Here is a 19,844-nt window from a genome sequence, read left to right as displayed (position 1 = left end):
TATGAAATGTATCGGTCTGCTGGGTGGCATGAGCTGGGAGTCCACCGTCAGCTACTACCAGGCGCTCAACCGAGGCGTGCGGGCGCGGCTCGGCGGCCTGCATTCGGCGCGGGTGTTGCTCAATAGCGTCGATTTTGCCGAGATAGAGCGGCTGCAACATGCCGGTGACTGGCCCGCCACCGCCCGTCTGCTGGCGGCCGAGGCCCGCGCACTCCAGGCCGGTGGCGCCGATTTCCTGCTGATAGGCACCAACACCATGCACAAGGTGGCCCCCGAGATCGCCGCCGCCATCGAGATCCCGCTGCTGCACATCGCCGACGCCACCGCCCGCCGTCTGCAGGCCGACGGGGTGACCCGGGTCGGCTTGCTCGGTACCCGCTTCACCATGGAGCAGGATTTCTACAAGGGGCGGCTGCAAGAGCTGTTCGGGCTGGAGGTGCTGGTGCCGCAGGAGGCTGCGCGGGAGCGGGTGCATCGCATCATCTATGACGAGCTCTGTCTGGGGCAGATCCATGAGCCGTCGCGGGCCGAATACCTGGCCATCATCGCCGAGCTGGCCCAGGCCGGGGCTCAGGCCGTGATCCTGGGCTGCACCGAAATCGCCCTGCTGGTGGGGGAGTGCCAGGCCGCCGTGCCGCTCTACGACACTACCGCCATTCATGCCGACGCCGCCGTGGCGTGGGCGCTGGAGTAGGGAAGAGAGAGACAGAATCCGTGGAGGCGCTGCGGCGTCTCCCCTCCTCTTGCCGTCATCCTCCCCGATCCTGACTGTGAGTCAGCCTTCACTTCAGCAAGCCGATTGACGCTTTTATTGTCAAACGGCTCACATTTCCTCCTTTTGTCCCTTGAGTCCGACGCGTCGGACGCCTAGGTTTCGATCACTGAAACGATTCAGCTATCACCAAAAACAAGAGACACGAGGATAAAGCCATGTTGAAGAAACTCTCCATTGCCGTGCTGCTCGCCCTGGGCGCGAGTTCTGGCCAGGCCGCCGAATTCTTGCTGACCGACGCCCAGCAGGGACTGGATGTGGGGGACTGGAAGATCACCAGCGACAAGCTGGGGATCAAGAGCCCGGTACCCTTCTCCATCGAGAAGAAACGCCTGCACGGCGGGCGTCAGGAGGGGGTGGATCTGCTCATCGTCGACAACGGGGTGATGAAGATCACCCTGGTGCCGACCCGTGGCATGGGGATCAAGGAGGTCAAGGGGGCCGATCTGCGCCTGGGTTGGGATTCCCCGGTCAAGGAGGTGGTCAACCCGGCCTTCATCGATCTGGAGAGTCGCGCCGGTCTGGGCTGGCTCGATGGCTTCAACGAGATGTTGGTGCGCTGCGGCTACGAGTGGACCGGTCACCCCGGGGTGGATGACGACGGCCGCCTCAAGAGCCTGCACGGCCGGGTGCAGAACATACCGGCGTCCGTGGTCAGCGTGACAGTGGACGAGGAGCCGCCCTACGCCATCCACGTGCGGGGCCGGGTGGACGAGCGCACCTTCAAGATGAGCGAGCTGGTCACCTGGACCCAGCTGAGCGTGGTACCCGGTCAGGCGGAATTTGCCCTGCAGGACAAGCTGACCAACCACGCGGACTACGAGAACGAGTACCAGATCATCTATCACGGCAACTTCGGGGCGCCGATCCTGGAGGAGGGGGCACATGTCAGCACGCCGGTGAAGCAGATCTCTCCGTTCAACGACTACGCCAAGGCGGGACTCAAGGGCTGGCAAACCTATCTGGGGCCCACCAAGGGCTTCGACGAGATGGTGTTCAACCTGGTGCCCTACAGCGATGCCGAGGGCAACACCCTGGCGGTGCTGAACAACCGGGCGGGCAGCGCCGGGGTGGCGGTGGGTTACAACACCAAACAGTTACCTGTGCTGACGCTCTGGAAGAACACAGACACCCGGGCCCAGGGCTATGTGACCGGCATAGAGCCCGGTACCAGCTATGCCTACAGCACCAAGTACCAGCGCCCGCTGGGGCTGGTACCCAAGATCCAGCCGGGGGAGACCAAGACCTTCGACCTGACCTATCGCCTGCTGCGCAATGGGGAGGAGGTGAAGCAGGCCCTGGCCCAGGTGGACAAGATCCAGGCCGGCCGTCCCACCGAGCTGCGCGAGCAACCCCTGGTCAAGCTGCCCTGAGTGGCAGGTAGACAGCAAAAAGCCGCTCCATGAGCGGCTTTTTCATGCCAGATGAGGGATCAGCCGTGGCTGGACTCAGACATGGCTGTACATGGCCTCGATCTCGCTCTGGTACTTGGATTCGATGATCTTGCGGCGCAGCTTCATGGTGGGGGTGATCTCCCCGAGCTCCATGGAGAAGGCGCTCGGCAGCAGGGTGAACTTCTTCACCTGCTCAAACTTGGCCAGCTCTTTTTGCAAGTCAGCAATCCGTGCCTCGAAGAACTCCACCACCTTGGAGTGGCGCAGCAGCTCGGTCTTGCACTGGTACTGCAGGTTGATGGAGCGGGCATACTCCTCCAGGGACTCGAAGCAGGGGACGATCAGCGCCGAGACGAAGTGGCGGGCATCGGCGACGATGGCGATCTGCTCGATGAAGCGATCCTTGCCGAGGGTCCCCTCTACCAGTTGCGGGGCCACGTACTTGCCGTTGGAGGTCTTCATCAGCTCCTTGAGGCGCTCGGTGAAGTAGATGTTGCCCTGGTCGTCGAGCTCGCCGGCATCGCCGGTACGCAGGAAGCCATCGGTCGTCATCACCTCGGCGGTGGCGTCCGGCTTGTTGTAGTAGCCGCGCATCACTGTCGGTGAGCGCACCAGCAGCTCGTTGTTCTCGCCGAGTTTGACCTCGATACCGTCCATGACGGTGCCGATGGAACCCAGCTTGAACTGGCTGTCTTCGTAGCAGCAGACGGTGGCCGTGGTCTCTGTCATGCCGTAGCCGTACTTGAGGTTGAGCCCCATGGCCTGGAAGAAGAGGTTGACGTCGTCCGCGAGGCGAGCGCCTGCCACCGGCAGGAAGCGGGTGCGGCCGCCGAAGCGCGCACGCAGCTTGCGAAACACCAGCCGCTCGGCCAGGGCCAGCTGCAGGTAAAGCAGGGGGGAGGCGGACTTGCCGGCCTGGCGGGTGGCGACCATCCGCTTGCCGACCCCGGTGGCCCAGCCGAACAGGGCGCGGCGCAGGCGCGGTGCCTGGGCAACTTTGGCCTGGATCATGGCGTAGGCCTTCTCGTAGAGGCGCGGTACGGCGCACATCACTGTGGGCTGCACCTCGCCAATCACTTCCATCACCTTCTGCGGATCGCGGATATAGACGTTCTCGGCGCCGCAATAGAGCACGTAGTAGCTCCAGGCGCGCTCGAACACGTGGCTGAGCGGCAGCATGCAGAGGGAGACATCCTGCTCGCCAAGATCCAGGCGGCGGTCGTGCATCTCGAAACAAGCGGCGATGTTGTTGAAGTCGAGCATGACCCCCTTGGGTTCACCCGTGGTGCCCGAGGTGTAGATCAGGGTCAGCAGATCATCCATGCGGTAGTGCTGCTCGCGCTCCCTCAGCGCCTGCTCGCTGGGCTGATGGTTGCCGGAGACCAGGAAGGTCTGGAAGTGGCTAGCCTGCTCGCAGCCGCGCAGATCGACGGTGCCGTCAAGGGTGACTATCTGGTTGATCTCGCCACTCTTGAGCAGCAGGAGCGCCTGATCGAACTGGGGCTGCTCCCCCACGAACAGCAGCTTGATGCCGGCGTCCTTTATGATGTAGCGCAGTTGTTCGAGCGTGCTGGTGGGGTAGATGGGCACGCTGACGCCACGGGCGGCGAGGATGCCGAGATCGGCCTGAGTCCACTCCGGCATGTTGCGGGCATAGAGGCCGACCATCTCGGTGGGCTGGTGGCCGGCGCGGATCAGCGCCTGGGCGCAGTAGTCCATGGCCTGGCCCAGGGTACGCCAGCCGATGGCGCGCCATTGGCCATCCTGCTGGACGCGCAGGGCGGCCTTGTTGCCAAGGCGGGCAATACGCTCACGCATCACTCTAACCAGATGAAGCTGCGACATCTAAATCATCCTCAAGTAACAGTTGTGCGCCCGCAGGGGCACTAAAATCGGGGCTGGAGTTTAAACTCTAACATTACAGCTTACAAGTGTGCGCCATTTGTCCTGGATCACAAAGTCGTCAACTCGGGGAGAGTCAGGCATGATAAGGACAAGGGTCGGATTCATTCAGGGAGTAGCGCCATGGGGATCGGGGTCAAGAGTCTGTTGACGGGCATGTTGTTGCTGCTGGCGGGAGCCGGTGCACTCTGGTTTGTCCTTGGCGGATCAGGGGCGCAGGACAACCCCTGGCTGAGCGGGGCCGAGGGTTATGAGCAGGCGCAGCGGCTGGCGCTGAGCGAAGGATACCCCTTGCTCTACGTGATAGAGCGCGCCAAATGCCGACGCTGCAAGGCGCTCAATAACGAGCTGTGGCGCGCCCCCGAGATGCAATCCGCCCTGGCGGGGCTGGCCAAGGTACGGCTCAACCCGGATGCGGGGGATGGCAGCGAGCACATACTGCGGCGCTTCCCCCAGGTGGCGACCGCGCCCGGCATCTATGTGCAGCGACCGGGAGAGCCGCTTAGGCCCATCAAGGTGGCGGTGGATATCCAGCAGATCTGGATGCCTGGCGTCACCTACGGGCGCGGCTTCTTCATGCCGCTCTCGGGGGCTGCCTTCGAGGCGGTGCTGAGGGTTACCCTCAGCCTGGAGGATCCCGCCATCGACAATGCCCCCCTGCCCTGAGGGGCGACTGGGGAGCGGGATGAGGGTAGACACGACAAGGGGGCTGCACGGCCCCCTTGTCCGTTGTGGATGGCCTTCTGACCCAAGCCGAGGGGGATCAGCCGAAGTCGAACAGGCGGGACATCAGCACGGCGTCTTCCCGATCCTGGCCGGTGCCGTAGTAGTCGGCGCGGCGGCAATACTCGGCAAACCCCTCGCTCTCGTAGAGGCCGATGGCGGTGCGGTTGCCCGCCCGTACCTCCAGAAACCAGGCCTCGGCCCCCTTCGCCTTGCTGCGGCCCAGATACTCTTTCAACAGCGCCCGACCCAGCCCCTTGCCCTGAAACTCGGGGTGCACGCAGATGTTCATCAGCGAGCTGTCTCCCGCCACCAGATCCGAGATATAGAAACCGGCGGGACGCCCCTCCACCAGCATCAGGCCGTTGAGATAGCGCGGCCCGAAGCAGGAGAGCAGGTTGGCCTGACTCCAGGGCTCCTGGTGGGCGGCCCGCTCTATGGGATAGATGGCATCGAAATCGGATTCGAGCAGGGGACGAAAGCTGGGCAAGAGGTCAGACATGGTTACTCCGGACGGGATTCGGACTTGCGACGGACGGCATGGTCATGCCATGGTCGTGGCTTCAAGGATCTTGGCGGCTGGCCGGTTCAACCGGGCTGGCGCTGCCGGCACTGCTGCCACAGGGCGCGCTTGTGCGCCGCGCCTGGCTTGAGCGGGCAGATGAGGGCATGGGGCCAGCGCGGATCCGGCGCCGTCAGCCAGAGCAGAGGAGGCGTCACCCCCTCGGGCAGCTCGCCGAGCAAGGAGACCTCGTCCGTGCCTATGCCGAGCCACTGGCAGATATCCCCGAGCAAGGAGGGCGCGGGCAGTGCCTCGGCCTGCAGCCACAGCTTGCCGGTCGGCACCGCCACCGGCTGGCGTGGGGTCGCCGCATCCGCTGCCGCCGGGGTCACCTGCGGCTGCCGGGTTGCCCCAGCGTCTGCCGGTTGGTCTGGCAGGTCCCTGGCTCTCAGTTGCCAGAGGGGGATGCCCATCCGGGCCAGGATGCGCTGACGCAGTGGGTCCAGCAGGGGATCTTGCATGCGAAGGCTCACTCTTGATCTGCATTGGGGTAAATTCTGATGCGCAGAGTACACTCTCGCAGGTTTTGCTGCACCCCCTTGCGTGCCGGGATTGTCCCGCCGGGGCCGTGCGATCCCGACCCCGACCGCGGGATGACCAGATTCAACAGACCATGACAGTGAGGCGGGGCCAGAGGCCGGACCCCGTGGACACTATGACCATACCAGCTTCGGAACTGTGCCTATGCCGCCTTTAGCCCAGAATACTGTTCGTGCCACCCCCATCCATGAGCGCCTGCCACGGCTGCTGGCCGCCCTCGGGGAGGGGCTGTATGAGCGCCAGGACGCCCTGCGGCTCGGCCTGCTGGCGGCCTTGAGTGGCGAGAGCGTCTTCCTGCTGGGCCCCCCGGGCATCGCCAAGAGCCTGATCGCGCGGCGCCTCAAGCTCGCCTTTCACGATGCCCGCCACTTCGAATACCTGATGACCCGCTTCAGCACGCCGGAGGAGGTGTTCGGCCCTCTCTCGATCCAGGCGCTCAAGGAGGATGGCAAGTACCTGAGGCTGACTCACGGCTACCTGCCGGAAGCCGAGGTGGTGTTTCTCGACGAGATTTGGAAGGCGGGCCCGGCCATCCTCAACACCCTGCTCACCGCCATCAACGAGCGGCAGTTCCGCAACGGCGACAGCCAGCATCCCATTCCCATGCGTCTGCTGGTGACCGCATCGAACGAGCTGCCCGCCCCGGACAGCGGGTTGGAGGCGCTCTACGATCGCATGCTGGTGCGGATCTGGATGGACAGGGTGCAGGAGAAATCCAACTTCCAGGCCATGCTGGCGAGCGATGGCCAATCCCACCAGAACCTGACGCCCTCGGTGCAGATCCGGGGGGAGGAGTACGAGGCCTGGCAGGCGGAGATCGAGCAGGTGCGCCTGCCCGACGCCTGTTTCGAGCTCATCTATCAGCTGCGCCAGCAGCTCGACAGCCAGCTCGGTCACGGCTGCTATGTGTCGGATCGGCGCTGGAAGAAGGCGGTCAGACTCATCAAGGCGAGCGCCTTCTTCAACGGCCGCGACGAAGTGGCGCCGCTGGATCTGCTGCTGTTCAAGGATTGCCTCTGGCACGATGAGGCTTCCCGCGCCGCCTTGCTGGAGATGATCGGCGAGTTCTCCCGCCTCTACGGTTACCAGCAACTGGTGCTGACCCGTGAGCTGCTGGCCCTGCGCGAGCGATTCAAACAGCTCAAGGGGGCCGTCGCCCAGCGCCTCGGCTGCAAGGCGGTCAAGCGCAAGCAGTGGTTTGGCCGCCGCGCCCGCGGCACCGAGTTGCCGCTGGCCAACGCCAAACCGTTCGGCAAGCAGGTGCACTTCCACCTGCTCACCCCGGCTCCTCTGGATGGCGGGGATCCCAAGCGTCTGACCGAGACCCTCACCTTCGATCGCACCCTGCTCTCCCACTGGCACCCCACCGGGGAGGCGCTGGTGGGCTGGCCCCTTGGCAACCTCAAGGAGGGACACTACGAGCTGGTGCTCGACGAGCAGTTGCGGCTGCAGGTGCTGGATGTCCAGCGCCAGCCCGTGCCCCTGGTGCTGGTGGAGCGAACCCCCATCCCCGAGGTGGTGACGGCCCCCTGGCAGACCGAGCTCGGTGAGCTGGCGAGCCAGGTTGTCCGGGTGCAGCAGAGCCTCAAGGGGCAGCGCAGCCTGTTCGATCGTCACCAGCCCCACCTGTTTGTCGGGGAGCACTGGCTGCGCCAGGTGGAGGACAGCTTCTTCGTGCTGAACCGTGACCTGGAACGGCTGGGCGAGGAGCTGAAGCAGTGGCGGGATCGCCTGCCCAGGCTCGATGCCTGATGCTGTCCGAACTGATGCTGGCCCATGAGATGAGCCGCCTGTCGTACCCGCAGGATGTCGCCATGCGTCCCTTGCGTGGGGAGTGCCCATGCTAGAGATCGGCATGATGGATCTGGGGCTCCTCATCGGTGAGGGGGAGCTGGCGGGGGAGATGGCGCTGCTGCTGGCGTCCACCCCCAAGATCTCCGAATTCCTCAAACGCTCCCCGCTGCAGGGCAAGCTGCTGAAAAAACGCATCCAGACCTGGAGCGAGCAGCTCGGCGAGGAGATGCGCCACAAGCCGGTGCCGGTGGCGCTGGAGCAGGAGTACCTGCTCTATCAGGCCCACAGATTGCTGCCCCTGCCCGAGCTGGTGGGGCGGCTGCCGGCCCTGCTGGAGGCGCTGGAGCAGCACAGCCCCTTTGCTGGTGATGCCCGCAGCCTGGTGCGCCAGATCATGGTGCAGCCGACCGAGGGGCTGCGTCAGCTGTTCGTGGAGAAGTGGCGGGCCAGCCTGGTGGGCAGCCTGCTGCAGTTGCAGCAGCAGATCGCCGAAGCGGAGCGGGAGAAGCAGCGCCAGGAGATAGAGGATCAGCTGCTGGCGAACCGGACCCTGGCCGATGCCCTGGATCCGCACCAGATCTCCGCCGGGGGACTCTGGGATCTGGCCCAGGGCAGCTGGCACAAACGCAGCCTGGTGCTGGTGCAACAATATGCCCGCATGTTGCAGCGCGAACCCCTGCTGGGGGAGATCGCGGCCCTGCTGGGGCGCAGCGAGCGGGATCGGCGGACCGACGCCCGGACGCTGCCCCCTGTGCCCATGCACGAGCTGGAAGAGGTGCAGACCGACGACGTGCCTGACGATCTGGTGGGGGTGCACCCGGCCAGCGATCTGATGCGTCTCTTGCCGAGCGAGGCCGTGATGCTGGCCCTGCCGGAGCTGGAACTGGAGTTCTATCGCCGCTATCTGGAGCGGCGCCTGCTGAGTTATCAGTCGCGGGGCACCTTGCCGCGCCAGCGCCTGATGCAGCGCTCCCCGGAGCAGGGCGGGCAGGAGGTGCAGCCGCGGGGACCCTTCATCGTCTGCGTCGATACCTCGGGCTCCATGGGGGGCTATCCGGAGGAGTGCGCCAAGGCACTGTTCCTCGCGCTGCTCAAGGTGGCGATGGACGAGAAACGGGGCTGCTATCTCATGTTATTTTCCACCGAGGTGGCGACCCTCGAGATCACCGCCGACACCGGGCTGGACAAGGCGGAACGCTTCCTCTCCATGAGTTTCCACGGCGGCACCGATCTGGTGCCCTGCCTCGAGCAGGCGCTGGTACAGCTCGAGCAACCGGATTTTGCCAGGGCCGATGTGCTGGTGATCTCCGACTTCATCGCCCAGAGCCTGCCCCATGCCCTGCTCGATCGGATGAACCGGCGGCGAGCGCAGCAGACCCGCTTCCACGCCGTCGCCATGTCCAGGCACGCCAAATCGGCGATCCTGCGGGTGTTCGACAACAGCTGGCTGCTGGACTGCGGTCTGCGTGGCCGCCTGCTCAGGCGCTGGCAACGCAGCTAGGGACGGGCTGGCGCCGCTCCGGTGTCAGATACCGGTCCTGTGATAGAGACCCCGTTCGCTGACCTGATCCTGATCCAGCAGCGGTTGGCCGCTCGGCTGGGCGATATGAAATCCCCGTTTGCCGCTACGTTTGACCCGGTACATGGCCTGATCGGCCCGGGCCAGCGCCGTGCTGAAATCATCCTGAGGCCGGATGGCCGCTATCCCCATGCTCAGGCCCACGGCCGCCTCCCCATTGGGCAGCTCGAACGGAGTGGCGATGGCATCGATGCATTGACGGGCCAGGTGGCTGGTGCGGGGATCCTCGCTCGGCCAGGGCAGCAAGAGCACGAACTCATCCCCCCCGAGCCGACCCAGTCTGACCTCCTCACAACAGCAGTGGCGCAGCCGCTGGCTGAGGGCCACCAGCAGCTCGTCGCCGGCGCGGTGGCCCAAGTTGTCGTTCACCTGCTTGAAGTCATCGAGATCGATGAAGCAGATGGCCCTGTACTCCCCCGGAAACTGGCGGTGCAGGGCGGTGCGATTGAGCAGGCCGGTGAGGGGATCCCGGTGGGCGAGCTGGGCCAGCTGCTGCTCGTACTCCTTCTCGTGGGTGATGTCGATGTGGGTGCCCATCACCCGCAGCGGGTTGCCCTGCTCATCCCATTCCACCACCCGACCCCTGTCCAGCACCCAGGTGGTCTTGCCATCCTTGGCGATCATCCGGTGCATCACCTGATAGAAGGGGCTCTTGCCCTCCAGATGGTCGAAGAAGGCCTGCAGCACCCGCTCCCTGTCTTCCGGGTGCAGGTGTTCACGCCAGGTGTCGAAGTGGGCCGACAGCTCCTTGGGCTGATAGCCGAGCATGGATCCCCAGCGCCGGTTGAAGATGATGAGCTTGCCGGTGGGAACATGGTTCTGCCAGATGCACAGGCCGGTACCGTCCATGGCGGCATCCAGCTTCTCCCGTGCGTCATCCGCGATGCGTTTGAGGCGCTCGTTCTCCAGCAACAACCTGTCGTAAGCCTCCCGCAGCTCCTCGTAGGTCATTCATCATCCCTTCCCTTGTGTCAGTTCGCTTATAGTCGATGCAGACTTTCCTTCTGTAAAGAATGAGATAGCGGGAGTGAGCGCTGACACGGCAATGAATGCCGTGGCTGTGCGCCCATGGCAAGCAGGGATATGATTGAGGCGATGGGCACGGCGTCCGGGCCATCGAACGGGGAGACTGAATCAGCATGAAGATCCTGATGGGCGTTAGCCTGCTGTTATGGCTGGGGGTGACACCCGCCTTCGCGGTGTCCCCCCGGCTGAGCGAGCCCGGATTGTCTCGGGAGCTGCAGCAGCTGGAGGATGATGCTCCGCCCTTGCAAGTGTTTCGCGACCGTGTCGCCGCCCTGGTTGCCCATGTCGATGCCTATCCGCCCGAGGTGCAGGGACGCATCGCCCGGTTGCAGTGCTGGGCCCAGCCGAGCGAGCGGGACGAGGAGTTCCTGCGCGCGGTGCAGTTTGCCGATCGGGCGCTGGCAGAGGTGAGGGGCCGCAAGGACAGGGTCGCCGAGAGCGGCCTGCTCGCCTGCCGCGGTTATCATCAGCAGTTGCTCGGCAACATGGACGAGGCGAGGCTGGACTACGCCGCCGCCCTGACCCTGGCGCGCAGGCTGGGGGATGAACGGCAGCGGGCCGACATCCTCAACCTGCGGGGGGAGATGTACTCCTACCAGGGGGAGTTGGCCGAGGGGCTGATGGAGCTTATCGATGCCCATCGCCGCTACGAGGCCCTGGGGCTGGAGAGCAAGGGGCGCGAGGTGCTGGCCAGGATCGCCAATGCCTATCGCAGGATGGGGCTCTTCGAGCGGGCCGAGGGCTATTTCCAGGAGCTGGAGCACGACTACCGGACGCTGGGGGATGTCGAGCGGCTGGTAGATATCCACACCCAACAGGGACTGCTCTATATCGACACGGCAGAGTACGACAAGGCGCTGCCGCTGATGGTGGAGGCCGAGCGCTACTATGAGGCGCAACAGCAGGACGGGGTGCTGGCCTGGAGCAGGATAGAGCTGGCCACCATCCTGCTCAAACAGGGCAAGACGGCGCAGGCCATGGCCAAGCTGGAACAGGCCGCCACCTTGCTGCATCGGGGGGAAGGGGCAGACAGCGTGACTCTGGGCCATTGGCACATCGTCATGGCCACCGTGCAGGATGCCATGGGCAAACCGGCCGAGGCGCTGCGACACCTGGACGAGGCCGAGCCGATTTTTGCCCGGGAGCAGAACCTGCGCTTCCTTGCCTGGGTGCACGAGGTGCGCGCCCGGGTGCTGGAGCGTCAGGGACGGGTCGGGGAGGCCCTGGCCAGCCTCAAGGCCTTCGTGCAGACCCGTCATGCACTGGATCAGCGGCTGCGGGAACAGCGGGCCCTGCAGATGCGTTTCGAGTTCGATCTGGCGCGTAAGGAGCTGGAGAACCAGACCCTCAGAGCCCAGCAGCAGTTGCAGGCCGAAAAGTTCAAGCAGTTGCAGGAGCGACGCTACTGGCAATTTCTGGTGGTGGCCCTGCTGCTGCTGGTCATGGGGATACTGGTGATCCACCAGCGGGGCCGTACCCGCAAGATGCAGCGTCTCGCCATGACGGACGAGCTGACGGGCATCCACAACCGGCGCCAGATCCAGGCCAAGGGGCGCAAATGGTTCGCCCTGGCGCGCGCGAGCGGCAAGCCCCTTTGCGTGCTGTTGCTGGACATCGATCACTTCAAGAAGGTCAACGACCGGCTCGGCCACCAGGTGGGGGATAGGGTGCTGACCGCCGTGGCCCAGTGCATCGAGGAGCAGGTGCGCAGCCTGGATCGGGTGGGGCGCAACGGCGGGGAGGAGTTTCTGGTGCTGCTGCCCGACACCGGTCTGGAGGAGGCGGCCGAGGTGGCGGAGCGGGTGCGGCTCGCCGTCTCCCGCCTCGTCATCGAGGGGGTGCCTGCGGATCACCCCATCCACGTCAGCATAGGCTGTGCCGAGTACAGGGCAGAGGATGACAATCTCGGGGAGCTGATCCGCCGGGCCGACGAGGCCATGTACGCCGCCAAGCTGGCGGGGCGCAACCGGGTGGTGAAGGCGGCCTGATCCCGAACCGCCCTTCAGCCCCTCATGCCGGGCTGGGTATTTTTCACTCGCGCGGGTATAATGTCGCGCAATTTTGCTTTGACTCAGGCGAGAAGGCCCATGTAACGCAGCGCTCCTCCTTTTTCCACCTGCGGGTTCCATGACCCGGCTGCGTGGCGTCGTTGTCTGCATGGGAGCCCTGATCCCAAGGTGCTGTCCCGCATTTATTCCCACGGTGGCTCCAGGCCGCCGCTCAATAGAAGAACGTCGAATTATGTCAGCTGAATTTCTGAGTGAAGTCTCCAAGAGACGCACTTTTGCGATCATCTCGCACCCGGATGCGGGTAAGACCACCATCACCGAAAAAGTCCTGCTGTTCGGACAGGCCATTCAGCGCGCCGGTACCGTCAAGGGCCGTGGCTCAGGCCAGCATGCCAAATCCGACTGGATGGAGATGGAGAAGCAGCGTGGTATCTCCATCACTACGTCCGTGATGCAGTTCCCCTATGCCGACTGTCTGGTCAACCTGCTCGACACCCCGGGTCACGAGGACTTCTCCGAAGATACCTATCGTACGCTCACAGCTGTGGATTGCTGCCTGATGGTCATCGATGCCGCCAAGGGCGTCGAAGATCGGACCCGCAAGCTGATGGAAGTGACCCGGCTGCGGGACACCCCCATCCTCACCTTCATGAACAAGCTGGACCGCGAAGTGCGCGATCCCATGGAAGTGATGGACGAGGTGGAGCGCGAGCTGAAGATCATGTGCGCCCCCATCACCTGGCCCATCGGCTGCGGCAAGTCCTTCAAGGGTGTCTACCACCTCTACAAGGATGAGACCTATCTGTATCAGACCGGTCAGGGCCACACCATCCAGGAGAAGCGGGTGGTCAAGGGGTTGAACAATCCGGATCTCGATGCCGCCATCGGTGAAGATCTGGCCGCCCAACTGCGCGGCGAACTGGAGCTGGTGCAGGGCGCCTCTCCGGAGTTCGATCACGAGACCTTCATCGCCGGCGAGATGACCCCTGTCTTCTTCGGGACGGCGCTGGGTAACTTCGGCGTCGACCACATGCTGGACGGCCTGACCGACTGGGCCCCGGCCCCCATGCCGCGCAAGGCCGAGAGCCGCGAAGTGGTGGCCACCGAGGAGAAGTTCTCCGGCTTCGTGTTCAAGATCCAGGCGAACATGGATCCGAAACACCGCGACCGTATCGCCTTTATGCGCATCGTATCCGGCACCTACTCCAAGGGCATGAAGATGCGCCACGTGCGCATCGGCAAGGATGTGAACATCTCCGACGCCGTCACCTTCATGGCCGGTGACCGTGAGCAGGCCGTCGAGGCGTGCGCCGGTGACATCATCGGGCTGCACAACCACGGTACCATCCAGATCGGTGACACCTTCACCCAGGGTGAGGATCTCAAGTTCACCGGCATCCCGAACTTTGCCCCTGAACTGTTCCGCCGCATCCGCCTGCGCGACCCGCTCAAGCAGAAGCAGCTGCTCAAGGGGCTGGTGCAGCTCTCCGAAGAGGGGGCGGTGCAGGTGTTCCGTCCGCTCATCAGCAACGATCTCATCGTCGGCGCCGTCGGTGTGCTGCAGTTCGATGTGGTGGTCTCCCGCCTCAAGAGTGAGTACAACGTCGAGGCCATCTACGAGGCGGTCAACGTCTCCACCGCCCGCTGGGTGGAAGGGACCGACGTCAAGAAGTTCGAGGAGTTCAAGCGCAAGAACGAGGTCAACCTGGCCCTGGATGGTGGTGACAACCTCACCTATATCGCCCCGACCATGGTCAACCTGCGCCTGTCCCAGGAGCGTCACCCGGACGTCCAGTTCCGCCAGACCCGCGAGCACTGATAACGCGCGCCCCCAGGCGGCAAAAGCTGATATAAAAGAAGGCCCTCGCGGGCCTTCTTTTTTTTGCCCGCGTTCTATTTCAGATCAGGAGATCACCATGCTTGGACGCATTACCAACCTCTTCCCGCTCTGGGCCTTGCTGTTTTCAGTGCTGGCTTACTGGCAGCCAGCGCTGTTCGTCGATCTCAAGACCCAGATAGTGCCGCTGCTCACCATCATCATGCTGGCCATGGGGCTGACCCTGCGCCCCGCCAACTTCCTCGACGTGGTAAACAACAAGAGGGCCATCGGACTGGGACTGGTGTTGCAGTTCAGCGTGATGCCGCTGGCGGCCCTGCTGATCAGCCTGCTGCTCGGTTTCGATGCCGAGCTGACCGTGGGCATGGTGCTGGTGGGCAGCGTCGCCGGTGGCACCTCCTCCAACGTGATGTGCTACCTCGCCAAGGGGGATGTGGCCCTCTCCATCACCATGACGGCGCTCTCCACCTTGCTTGGGGTGATCATCACCCCGCTGCTGGTGCAACTGCTGGCTGGCAAGAGCGTCGATGTCCCCGTGCTGGACATGCTGTTGAGCCTGCTCAAGATAGTGCTGATCCCGGTGGTCATCGGGGTCCTGGCCAACGTCTGGCTGCACTCCCTGACCGCGAGGCTAGAGCCTCTGCTGCCGCTGGTTTCCATGGTGGCCATAGTGCTGATCATCGCCACCGTCGTGGCCCTCAATGCCGGCCAGTTCGCCGCCATAGGTCCCATAGTGGCGCTGGCGGTGATCCTCCATAACGGCATAGGCATCACGGCGGGTTACTGGATGAGCCGATGGCTTGGCTTCGATGAGCGCATCTGCCGCACCATCGCCTTCGAGGTGGGGCTGCAAAACTCCGGGCTGGCCACGGCGCTCGCAATGAAGTTCTTCACCCCGGCCTCCGCCGTGGCGGGCACCCTGTTCTCGGTCTGGCACAACCTCTCCGGCTCTCTGCTCGCCGGCTTCTGGGCCAGGCGGCCGCTGCTTCTCGCCGAGAGGCAAACCGGGGCTGTGGTCAAGGATCACTGAGGCCTGCTTTGGCTCCATGCAAGAGACCCCGCTGCGGCGGGGTCTCTTTTTTGTCCCTCTTCCCGTGACAGGGGAAGAAGAGATGGGACAGGCTCAGGGGCGACTCAGAGCGCCAGCACCATGCAGATCTCGCAGGCGTCGTGGCCGGTGCAGCCAAGGGGCCCCGGCAGGTGCACGAAGCCCAGCGACTCGTAGAGGCTGGTGGCCTCGCGCAGATCGGCCGTGGTCTCCAGATAGCAGCGTTGGTAACCGAGCGTGCGAGCCTCGGCCAGGGCCTGCAGCACCAGTCTCCGCCCCAGCCCCAGGCCGCGCAGGGCGGGCAGGAAGTACATCTTCTGCAGCTCGCAGGTCCCGGCTTCACCCGCCAGGGGGGCTATGCCGCCCCCGCCTAGGATGGCGCCGTCCGGCCCCTCTATCACCCAATAACGGCTGTGCTTGCCCTGATAGGTCTCATGGAGGAAGTCGAGATTGGGATCTGCCACCCCGTAGCCCTTGTCGGCGGTGAGGCCGTATTCGGCGGAGACGGCGCGCACCACGGCGGCGATGGCGGCATTGTCCTCAGGGGCGATGGGCCTGATGCGATAGCCCTGCTGGCGGCGGGCGCGGGAGAGGGCGCTGCGATAGAGGCGCATGCCCTCCCAGAGCCGTTCGCGCTCCTCGGGGGCGAGCTGGGCCAGGGTCTCTGCCATGGCCTCATCCATCTGCCGGTGCAGCTCCTCAAGCTGCGCCTTGCCCTGTCCGGTGAGGGTCGCCTGCTTGCTGCGCCCGTCCGAGGGGTGTGGCTGCCAGGCGATGAGCTCCCGCTCGGCGAGGCGGGCCAGGGGGCGGCTGGCGTTGGACTTGTCGATGCGCAGTTGCTCGGCGAGCTGCTGGTTGGTGGCGGGGCCATTCTCCAGCTCGATCAGCAGGTGGGCCTCGAGGGGGCTGAGGGCCAGGGAGCCGCACTGCTGGGAGAGCATGCCAAGTTCGCGTACCAGTTCCCGTGACAGGGCGCGCAGGGGGCGGGGATCCATCTTGTGAGTGTCCTTCTCGTTGTTACCTGCAACCAATATAGCCAACTGGTTGTTGATGACAACTATTTCATGAGCCAGAAGGCGGACACAAAAAAGGGCCCGGGAGAGGGGCCCAAACATTGGAAACCCGCGCCAGTGCGCGGATCCCATCCTTGGTCAGGAACACGCTGGCCGGGCAAAGGCGGCCCGGCCTGCGTATGACTCGGGCTCGGCTTACACCAGCTCGGCCAGCATGGTGCCGGCCACGGCGCTGTCTCAGGGCGCGGCGCGGTTTATACCAATTCCGCCAGCATGGTGTCGGCATAGGGGACCAGGGCGTCGCCCTGTTTCACCTTGGCGAGATAGTCAGGGTTGGCGATAAGCGGGCGGCCGATGGCGACGAGGTCGAAGCGGTCGGCGCGGATCGCCTCGGCGGCGGTCTCGGCGCTGTAGTTGCCCACCCCCACCAGGTGGCCGTCGTAGTGGGCGCGCAGGTAGTCGGAGGCGCGGCCATCCAGGTAGTCGAAGGTGAGGCTGTCATCGAAGATGCCAAGGTGCACATAGGCCAGGGCACGCTTGTTCAGCTCGGCCAGCAGGTAATCGAACACGGCGCGATCCCGCGCATCGCCTTCGAGGTGCACATAGGCACCGGGGGAGAGACGCAGGCCCACCCGCTCGCTGCCGATGCGGGCGTTGATGGCATCCACCACCTCCAGGGCGAAGCGGCTCATGTTCTCCGGGGTCTGGCCGTACTGGTCGGTGCGCAGGTTGCTGGAGTGGTGCAGGAACTGGTCGATGAGGTAGCCGTTGGCGCCGTGGATCTCCACCCCGTCAAAGCCCGCCTCGATGGCGTTGGCGGCGGCCTGGGCGTAATCCTCGACCAGCTGGGCAATGTCGCTCTCGCTCAGGGCGCGGGGCACCTGATACACCAGTTCGCGCATGCGCGGCACTGTGCCTTCATGGGCGACCGCAGACGGTGCCAGCACTTCGGCGTGATGGAAGAAGGGGTGGGAGAGACGACCCACGTGCCACAGCTGGGCGAAGATCTTGCCCCCCTTGGCGTGCACGGTCTCGGTGACCTGTTTCCAGCCTGCGATCTGCTCAGGGCTGTAGATGCCGGGGGTGTTGGGATAGCCCTGGCCGTCCGGGCGAATGATGGTGGCTTCGGAGATGATGAGGCCGATGTCGGCGCGGCGACCATAGTAGGCAGCCATCTGCGCGGTCGGCACCAGTCCCGGGCCCGCCATGCAGCGGGTGAGGGGGGCCATCATGAAGCGATTCGCGAGGGTGAGGGTGCCGTTGAGGCGGTAAGGTTGAAACAGGGTATCCATGCAGAGCGTCCTCGGGGGTGATTCTTGAATAGGCATTCAAGACGTTTTTTGGTTTGTACGCAAGTATTTTTTGAACAAGCATTCAACATGGATTGGTCTTGCCTGCCTGCTGGGGTAAACTTGCCGCCCTGTTCCCCGGTACGCCGGGCCCTTGCCAGCGGAGATCCCATGCGCAGTGCCGAATTTGATCGGGACCTTGTCCTGCGAAGCGCCATGGAGGCGTTTCGAGCCAGAGGCTATGCCAAGACCACCATGCAGGATCTGGTGGCGGCGACCGGGTTGCACCCGGGCAGTCTCTATGCCGCCTTTGGCAACAAGCGGGGCCTGCTGCTGGCGGCGGTCGATCACTATGTGCAGGAGAAGGGCACCCTGCGCCGTCGCTGCTTCGATCAACCGAGTCCGCTGGCCGGGCTGAAGGCCTTCTTCACCCAGTTGGTGGACGATGCCCTGCAAGGCTCCTGCCTGCTGACCCGCACCCTGATGGAGCTGGCGGAGCAGGACGAAGAGCTGCACCTGCGCTTCAAGGTCATCTATGGCGAGCTGGAAAGCGACCTGGCGCAGCTGCTGCATCAGGCCGGCGAGCAGGGAGAGCTGGCCCCCGGGGGCGACATCCCCACCCTGACCGCCTTCTTGCAGGTCAACATCCAGGGGCTGGTGACCTTCGCCCAGTGCCACCCAGACCGCGTCCTGCTGGGGGGCGTCGTCGATCAGCTGATGGCGGCCCTGACTCCTCGGCGCTGAATCCCGGCCCTCTGGGCCTATATTTGTCCCCGCTGCTTGCCCCTGCCTGCCCCCTCTTCCATCTTCATGGTGAGGATATCGGCAGGAGGAAAGGGAATGACCAGAAAGGCAACGTCTCGGGCGATACTGGCGCACTTCACCACGCCACGGCTCTCCATTGCGCAGCGCTTCGCCGCCGGCAAGGCCCTGCGGGAACAGTTTCCCCGCGAAGCTCACTCCTGGCTGCCACCCGCGGCGTATGACAGGGATCCCATCGCCGTGCTCAAGGCCCAGGCCACCACTCGCTTGAAGCAGCTGGTGCCGGTGCGCCATGCCAGGATGCAGGAGTCCCCCTTCGCCTTCCTGCGCGGGGCGGCCGCCATCATGGCGGGGGATCTCGTCGCCACTCCCCACTCCGGCCTCATGGTCCAGGCCTGTGGCGACATGCATGTCGCCAATATCGGCCTCTACGCGAGCGCCGAGCGCAACCTGGTGCTGGCCATCAACGACTTCGATGAGACCCACCTCGGCCCCTGGGAGTGGGATCTCAAGCGTCTGGCCGCCAGCGCTCTGGTGGCGGCCGAGTACCTGGGGGCCGACGCCGCCCGCCAGCGGGAGGCGGCCAGGATGATAGCGACCGGTTACCGCACCAAGCTGCGGGAATACGGCAAGATGGGATTTATGAGGGTCTGGTACGATCACATCGAACAGGCCTCGGTGCTCGATGCCTTCTCCGTCGATGCCCATCAGCGCGTCAAGGCCACCTTCGCCAAGGCGCGGAGTCGCAACCACCTGCAGGTGCTCGGCAAGATGACGGATCTGGTGGACGATCAGCACAGGATCCGCGAACTCCACCCCTTTGTCATCCGCGAGACCCACACCGAGGACGGGGAGCCCGTCTATGAGGTGCTCGGCGAACTGCTGGAGGCCTATCTCGCCTCCCTGCCGGAGGACAGGCGCATACTGCTGCGCCGCTACCGGGTCGTGGACGTGGCTCGCAAGGTGGTGGGGGTGGGCAGCGTGGGCACCCGCTGCTGGGTGATCCTGCTGACCGGCGCCGACGATGACGATCCCCTCTTCCTGCAGGTCAAAGAGGCGCAACCCTCGGTGCTGGCCCCCTATTTCACCTCGGAAGACGACAGCGGCAACCAGGGGCGGCGGGTGGTGCGGGGGCAGCGGATGATCCAGGGATCACCGGACATCTTTCTCGGCTGGTGCGATCTCAGAGGCCGTCACTTCTATGTGCGCCAACTGCGGGACATGAAGGGGGGCATCGACATCACCCCTGGCATGGTCAAGCCCCGCCACTTCGTGGAGTATTGCCAACTGTGCGGCTGGGCCCTGGCGCTGGCCCATGCCAAGTCGGGGGATGCGGCCCAGATCGCCGGCTACCTCGGCAAGTCGGAGGTGATGGATGAGGCTATCGCCGACTTTGCGGTGGCCTATGGCCAGCGCACCCGGGAAGATCATGCCCTGCTGCTGGCCGCCATCGCCCGCGGGGAGCTGCCGGTCGCCTCAGAGGCGAGGTGAGGGGCTGGTGGAGGCGAGGCTCGTAATGGTGATCATCTGTTGGTTGCCACGATTTATCCGCAGGCCGCCGATCCGCTCCCTTGCAAAAGAATGTGATAAGAGT

General features: G+C 64.6%; 16 protein-coding genes. 10 read left to right on the top strand and 6 right to left on the bottom strand.

Annotated features, from left to right (window positions below; translation table 11 throughout):
* Position 1: 1 nt before the first annotated feature.
* Both PG898_RS10385 and PG898_RS10380 read left to right on the top strand, forming a co-directional pair.
* Positions 2-694 carry an aspartate/glutamate racemase family protein gene (locus tag PG898_RS10385; protein ID WP_270824081.1) on the top strand — a complete coding sequence of 231 codons (693 nt, stop codon included), beginning with the start codon at positions 2-4 and terminating at the stop codon, positions 692-694.
* Positions 695-930: 236 nt separating this feature from the next.
* On the top strand, positions 931-2,145 hold the full coding sequence (locus PG898_RS10380; RefSeq protein WP_270824080.1) for an aldose 1-epimerase family protein: 1,215 nt from the start codon (positions 931-933) through the stop codon (positions 2,143-2,145).
* A gap of 75 nt (positions 2,146-2,220) precedes the next feature.
* On the opposite strand, the gene PG898_RS10375 is transcribed toward PG898_RS10380, so the two are convergent.
* Positions 2,221-4,011 (bottom strand): AMP-dependent synthetase/ligase, encoded by a 1,791-nt coding sequence (locus PG898_RS10375; RefSeq protein WP_270824078.1) that lies wholly within the window; start codon positions 4,009-4,011, stop codon positions 2,221-2,223.
* 180 nt (positions 4,012-4,191) lie between these two features.
* Here PG898_RS10375 and PG898_RS10370 point away from each other — a divergent pair, with 180 nt between their 5' ends.
* Entirely contained in the window at positions 4,192-4,734 is a 543-nt protein-coding gene (locus tag PG898_RS10370) for a hypothetical protein (protein WP_270824076.1), read from the top strand.
* Positions 4,735-4,831: 97 nt separating this feature from the next.
* Here PG898_RS10370 and rimI read toward each other — a convergent pair whose 3' ends face one another.
* Positions 4,832-5,281 (bottom strand): ribosomal protein S18-alanine N-acetyltransferase, encoded by a 450-nt coding sequence (gene rimI, locus PG898_RS10365; protein ID WP_270824147.1) that lies wholly within the window; start codon positions 5,279-5,281, stop codon positions 4,832-4,834.
* Positions 5,282-5,379: 98 nt separating this feature from the next.
* On the bottom strand, positions 5,380-5,814 hold the full coding sequence (locus PG898_RS10360) for a hypothetical protein (protein WP_270824074.1): 435 nt from the start codon (positions 5,812-5,814) through the stop codon (positions 5,380-5,382).
* A gap of 223 nt (positions 5,815-6,037) precedes the next feature.
* On the opposite strand from PG898_RS10360, the gene PG898_RS10355 reads away from it, so the two are divergent.
* Positions 6,038-7,645 carry an ATPase RavA domain-containing protein gene (locus tag PG898_RS10355; protein WP_270824073.1) on the top strand — a complete coding sequence of 536 codons (1,608 nt, stop codon included), beginning with the start codon at positions 6,038-6,040 and terminating at the stop codon, positions 7,643-7,645.
* 88 nt (positions 7,646-7,733) lie between these two features.
* Complete coding sequence (gene viaA, locus PG898_RS10350) at positions 7,734-9,188, top strand: ATPase RavA stimulator ViaA (protein ID WP_041206731.1); 1,455 nt, start codon at positions 7,734-7,736, stop codon at positions 9,186-9,188.
* Positions 9,189-9,212: 24 nt separating this feature from the next.
* On the opposite strand, the gene PG898_RS10345 is transcribed toward viaA, so the two are convergent.
* Positions 9,213-10,217 (bottom strand): sensor domain-containing diguanylate cyclase, encoded by a 1,005-nt coding sequence (locus PG898_RS10345; RefSeq protein WP_182310406.1) that lies wholly within the window; start codon positions 10,215-10,217, stop codon positions 9,213-9,215.
* 188 nt (positions 10,218-10,405) lie between these two features.
* Between PG898_RS10345 and PG898_RS10340 the strand changes: the two genes are divergently transcribed.
* From PG898_RS10340 to PG898_RS10330, 3 genes are all read left to right on the top strand, one after another.
* Positions 10,406-12,280 carry a GGDEF domain-containing protein gene (locus PG898_RS10340; RefSeq protein WP_270824071.1) on the top strand — a complete coding sequence of 625 codons (1,875 nt, stop codon included), beginning with the start codon at positions 10,406-10,408 and terminating at the stop codon, positions 12,278-12,280.
* A 250-nt stretch (positions 12,281-12,530) separates the two neighbouring features.
* Positions 12,531-14,120 carry a peptide chain release factor 3 gene (prfC, locus tag PG898_RS10335; RefSeq protein WP_270824146.1) on the top strand — a complete coding sequence of 530 codons (1,590 nt, stop codon included), beginning with the start codon at positions 12,531-12,533 and terminating at the stop codon, positions 14,118-14,120.
* A gap of 97 nt (positions 14,121-14,217) precedes the next feature.
* Positions 14,218-15,168: a bile acid:sodium symporter family protein gene (locus PG898_RS10330; RefSeq protein WP_270824070.1), complete on the top strand. Its 951-nt coding sequence runs from the start codon at positions 14,218-14,220 to the stop codon at positions 15,166-15,168.
* Between the two features lie 104 nt (positions 15,169-15,272).
* Here the strand turns inward: PG898_RS10330 and PG898_RS10325 are convergent, their stop codons facing one another.
* Both PG898_RS10325 and PG898_RS10320 read right to left on the bottom strand, forming a co-directional pair.
* Positions 15,273-16,181: a MarR family transcriptional regulator gene (locus PG898_RS10325; RefSeq protein WP_270824069.1), complete on the bottom strand. Its 909-nt coding sequence runs from the start codon at positions 16,179-16,181 to the stop codon at positions 15,273-15,275.
* Between the two features lie 272 nt (positions 16,182-16,453).
* On the bottom strand, positions 16,454-17,491 hold the full coding sequence (locus PG898_RS10320; RefSeq protein ID WP_270824068.1) for an alkene reductase: 1,038 nt from the start codon (positions 17,489-17,491) through the stop codon (positions 16,454-16,456).
* A gap of 168 nt (positions 17,492-17,659) precedes the next feature.
* Here PG898_RS10320 and PG898_RS10315 point away from each other — a divergent pair, with 168 nt between their 5' ends.
* Together PG898_RS10315 and PG898_RS10310 are read left to right on the top strand one after the other, a co-directional pair.
* On the top strand, positions 17,660-18,232 hold the full coding sequence (locus tag PG898_RS10315; protein ID WP_270824067.1) for a TetR/AcrR family transcriptional regulator: 573 nt from the start codon (positions 17,660-17,662) through the stop codon (positions 18,230-18,232).
* Between the two features lie 96 nt (positions 18,233-18,328).
* Positions 18,329-19,741: a DUF2252 domain-containing protein gene (locus tag PG898_RS10310; RefSeq protein ID WP_270824065.1), complete on the top strand. Its 1,413-nt coding sequence runs from the start codon at positions 18,329-18,331 to the stop codon at positions 19,739-19,741.
* Positions 19,742-19,844 lie beyond the last annotated feature (103 nt).

This window comes from Aeromonas sp. QDB31, assembly GCF_027707605.1.
Classification (GTDB): Bacteria; Pseudomonadota; Gammaproteobacteria; order Enterobacterales; family Aeromonadaceae; genus Aeromonas; species Aeromonas media.
The sequence above is the reverse complement of the archived record's forward strand: the minus strand, read 5'-3'. Positions and strand labels throughout refer to the sequence as shown.

Coding starts and splice junctions, on each gene's coding strand:
- PG898_RS10375 (WP_270824078.1), bottom strand. CDS start 4,011: ATGTCGCAGCTTCATCTGGTTAGAGTGATGCGTGAGCGTATTGCCCGC.
- PG898_RS10345 (WP_182310406.1), bottom strand. CDS start 10,217: ATGACCTACGAGGAGCTGCGGGAGGCTTACGACAGGTTGTTGCTGGAG.
- viaA (WP_041206731.1), top strand. CDS start 7,734: ATGCTAGAGATCGGCATGATGGATCTGGGGCTCCTCATCGGTGAGGGG.
- PG898_RS10360 (WP_270824074.1), bottom strand. CDS start 5,814: ATGCAAGATCCCCTGCTGGACCCACTGCGTCAGCGCATCCTGGCCCGG.
- PG898_RS10340 (WP_270824071.1), top strand. CDS start 10,406: ATGAAGATCCTGATGGGCGTTAGCCTGCTGTTATGGCTGGGGGTGACA.
- PG898_RS10310 (WP_270824065.1), top strand. CDS start 18,329: ATGACCAGAAAGGCAACGTCTCGGGCGATACTGGCGCACTTCACCACG.
- PG898_RS10380 (WP_270824080.1), top strand. CDS start 931: ATGTTGAAGAAACTCTCCATTGCCGTGCTGCTCGCCCTGGGCGCGAGT.
- PG898_RS10320 (WP_270824068.1), bottom strand. CDS start 17,491: ATGGATACCCTGTTTCAACCTTACCGCCTCAACGGCACCCTCACCCTC.
- PG898_RS10370 (WP_270824076.1), top strand. CDS start 4,192: ATGGGGATCGGGGTCAAGAGTCTGTTGACGGGCATGTTGTTGCTGCTG.
- PG898_RS10385 (WP_270824081.1), top strand. CDS start 2: ATGAAATGTATCGGTCTGCTGGGTGGCATGAGCTGGGAGTCCACCGTC.
- PG898_RS10315 (WP_270824067.1), top strand. CDS start 17,660: ATGCGCAGTGCCGAATTTGATCGGGACCTTGTCCTGCGAAGCGCCATG.
- PG898_RS10355 (WP_270824073.1), top strand. CDS start 6,038: ATGCCGCCTTTAGCCCAGAATACTGTTCGTGCCACCCCCATCCATGAG.
- PG898_RS10325 (WP_270824069.1), bottom strand. CDS start 16,181: ATGGATCCCCGCCCCCTGCGCGCCCTGTCACGGGAACTGGTACGCGAA.
- PG898_RS10330 (WP_270824070.1), top strand. CDS start 14,218: ATGCTTGGACGCATTACCAACCTCTTCCCGCTCTGGGCCTTGCTGTTT.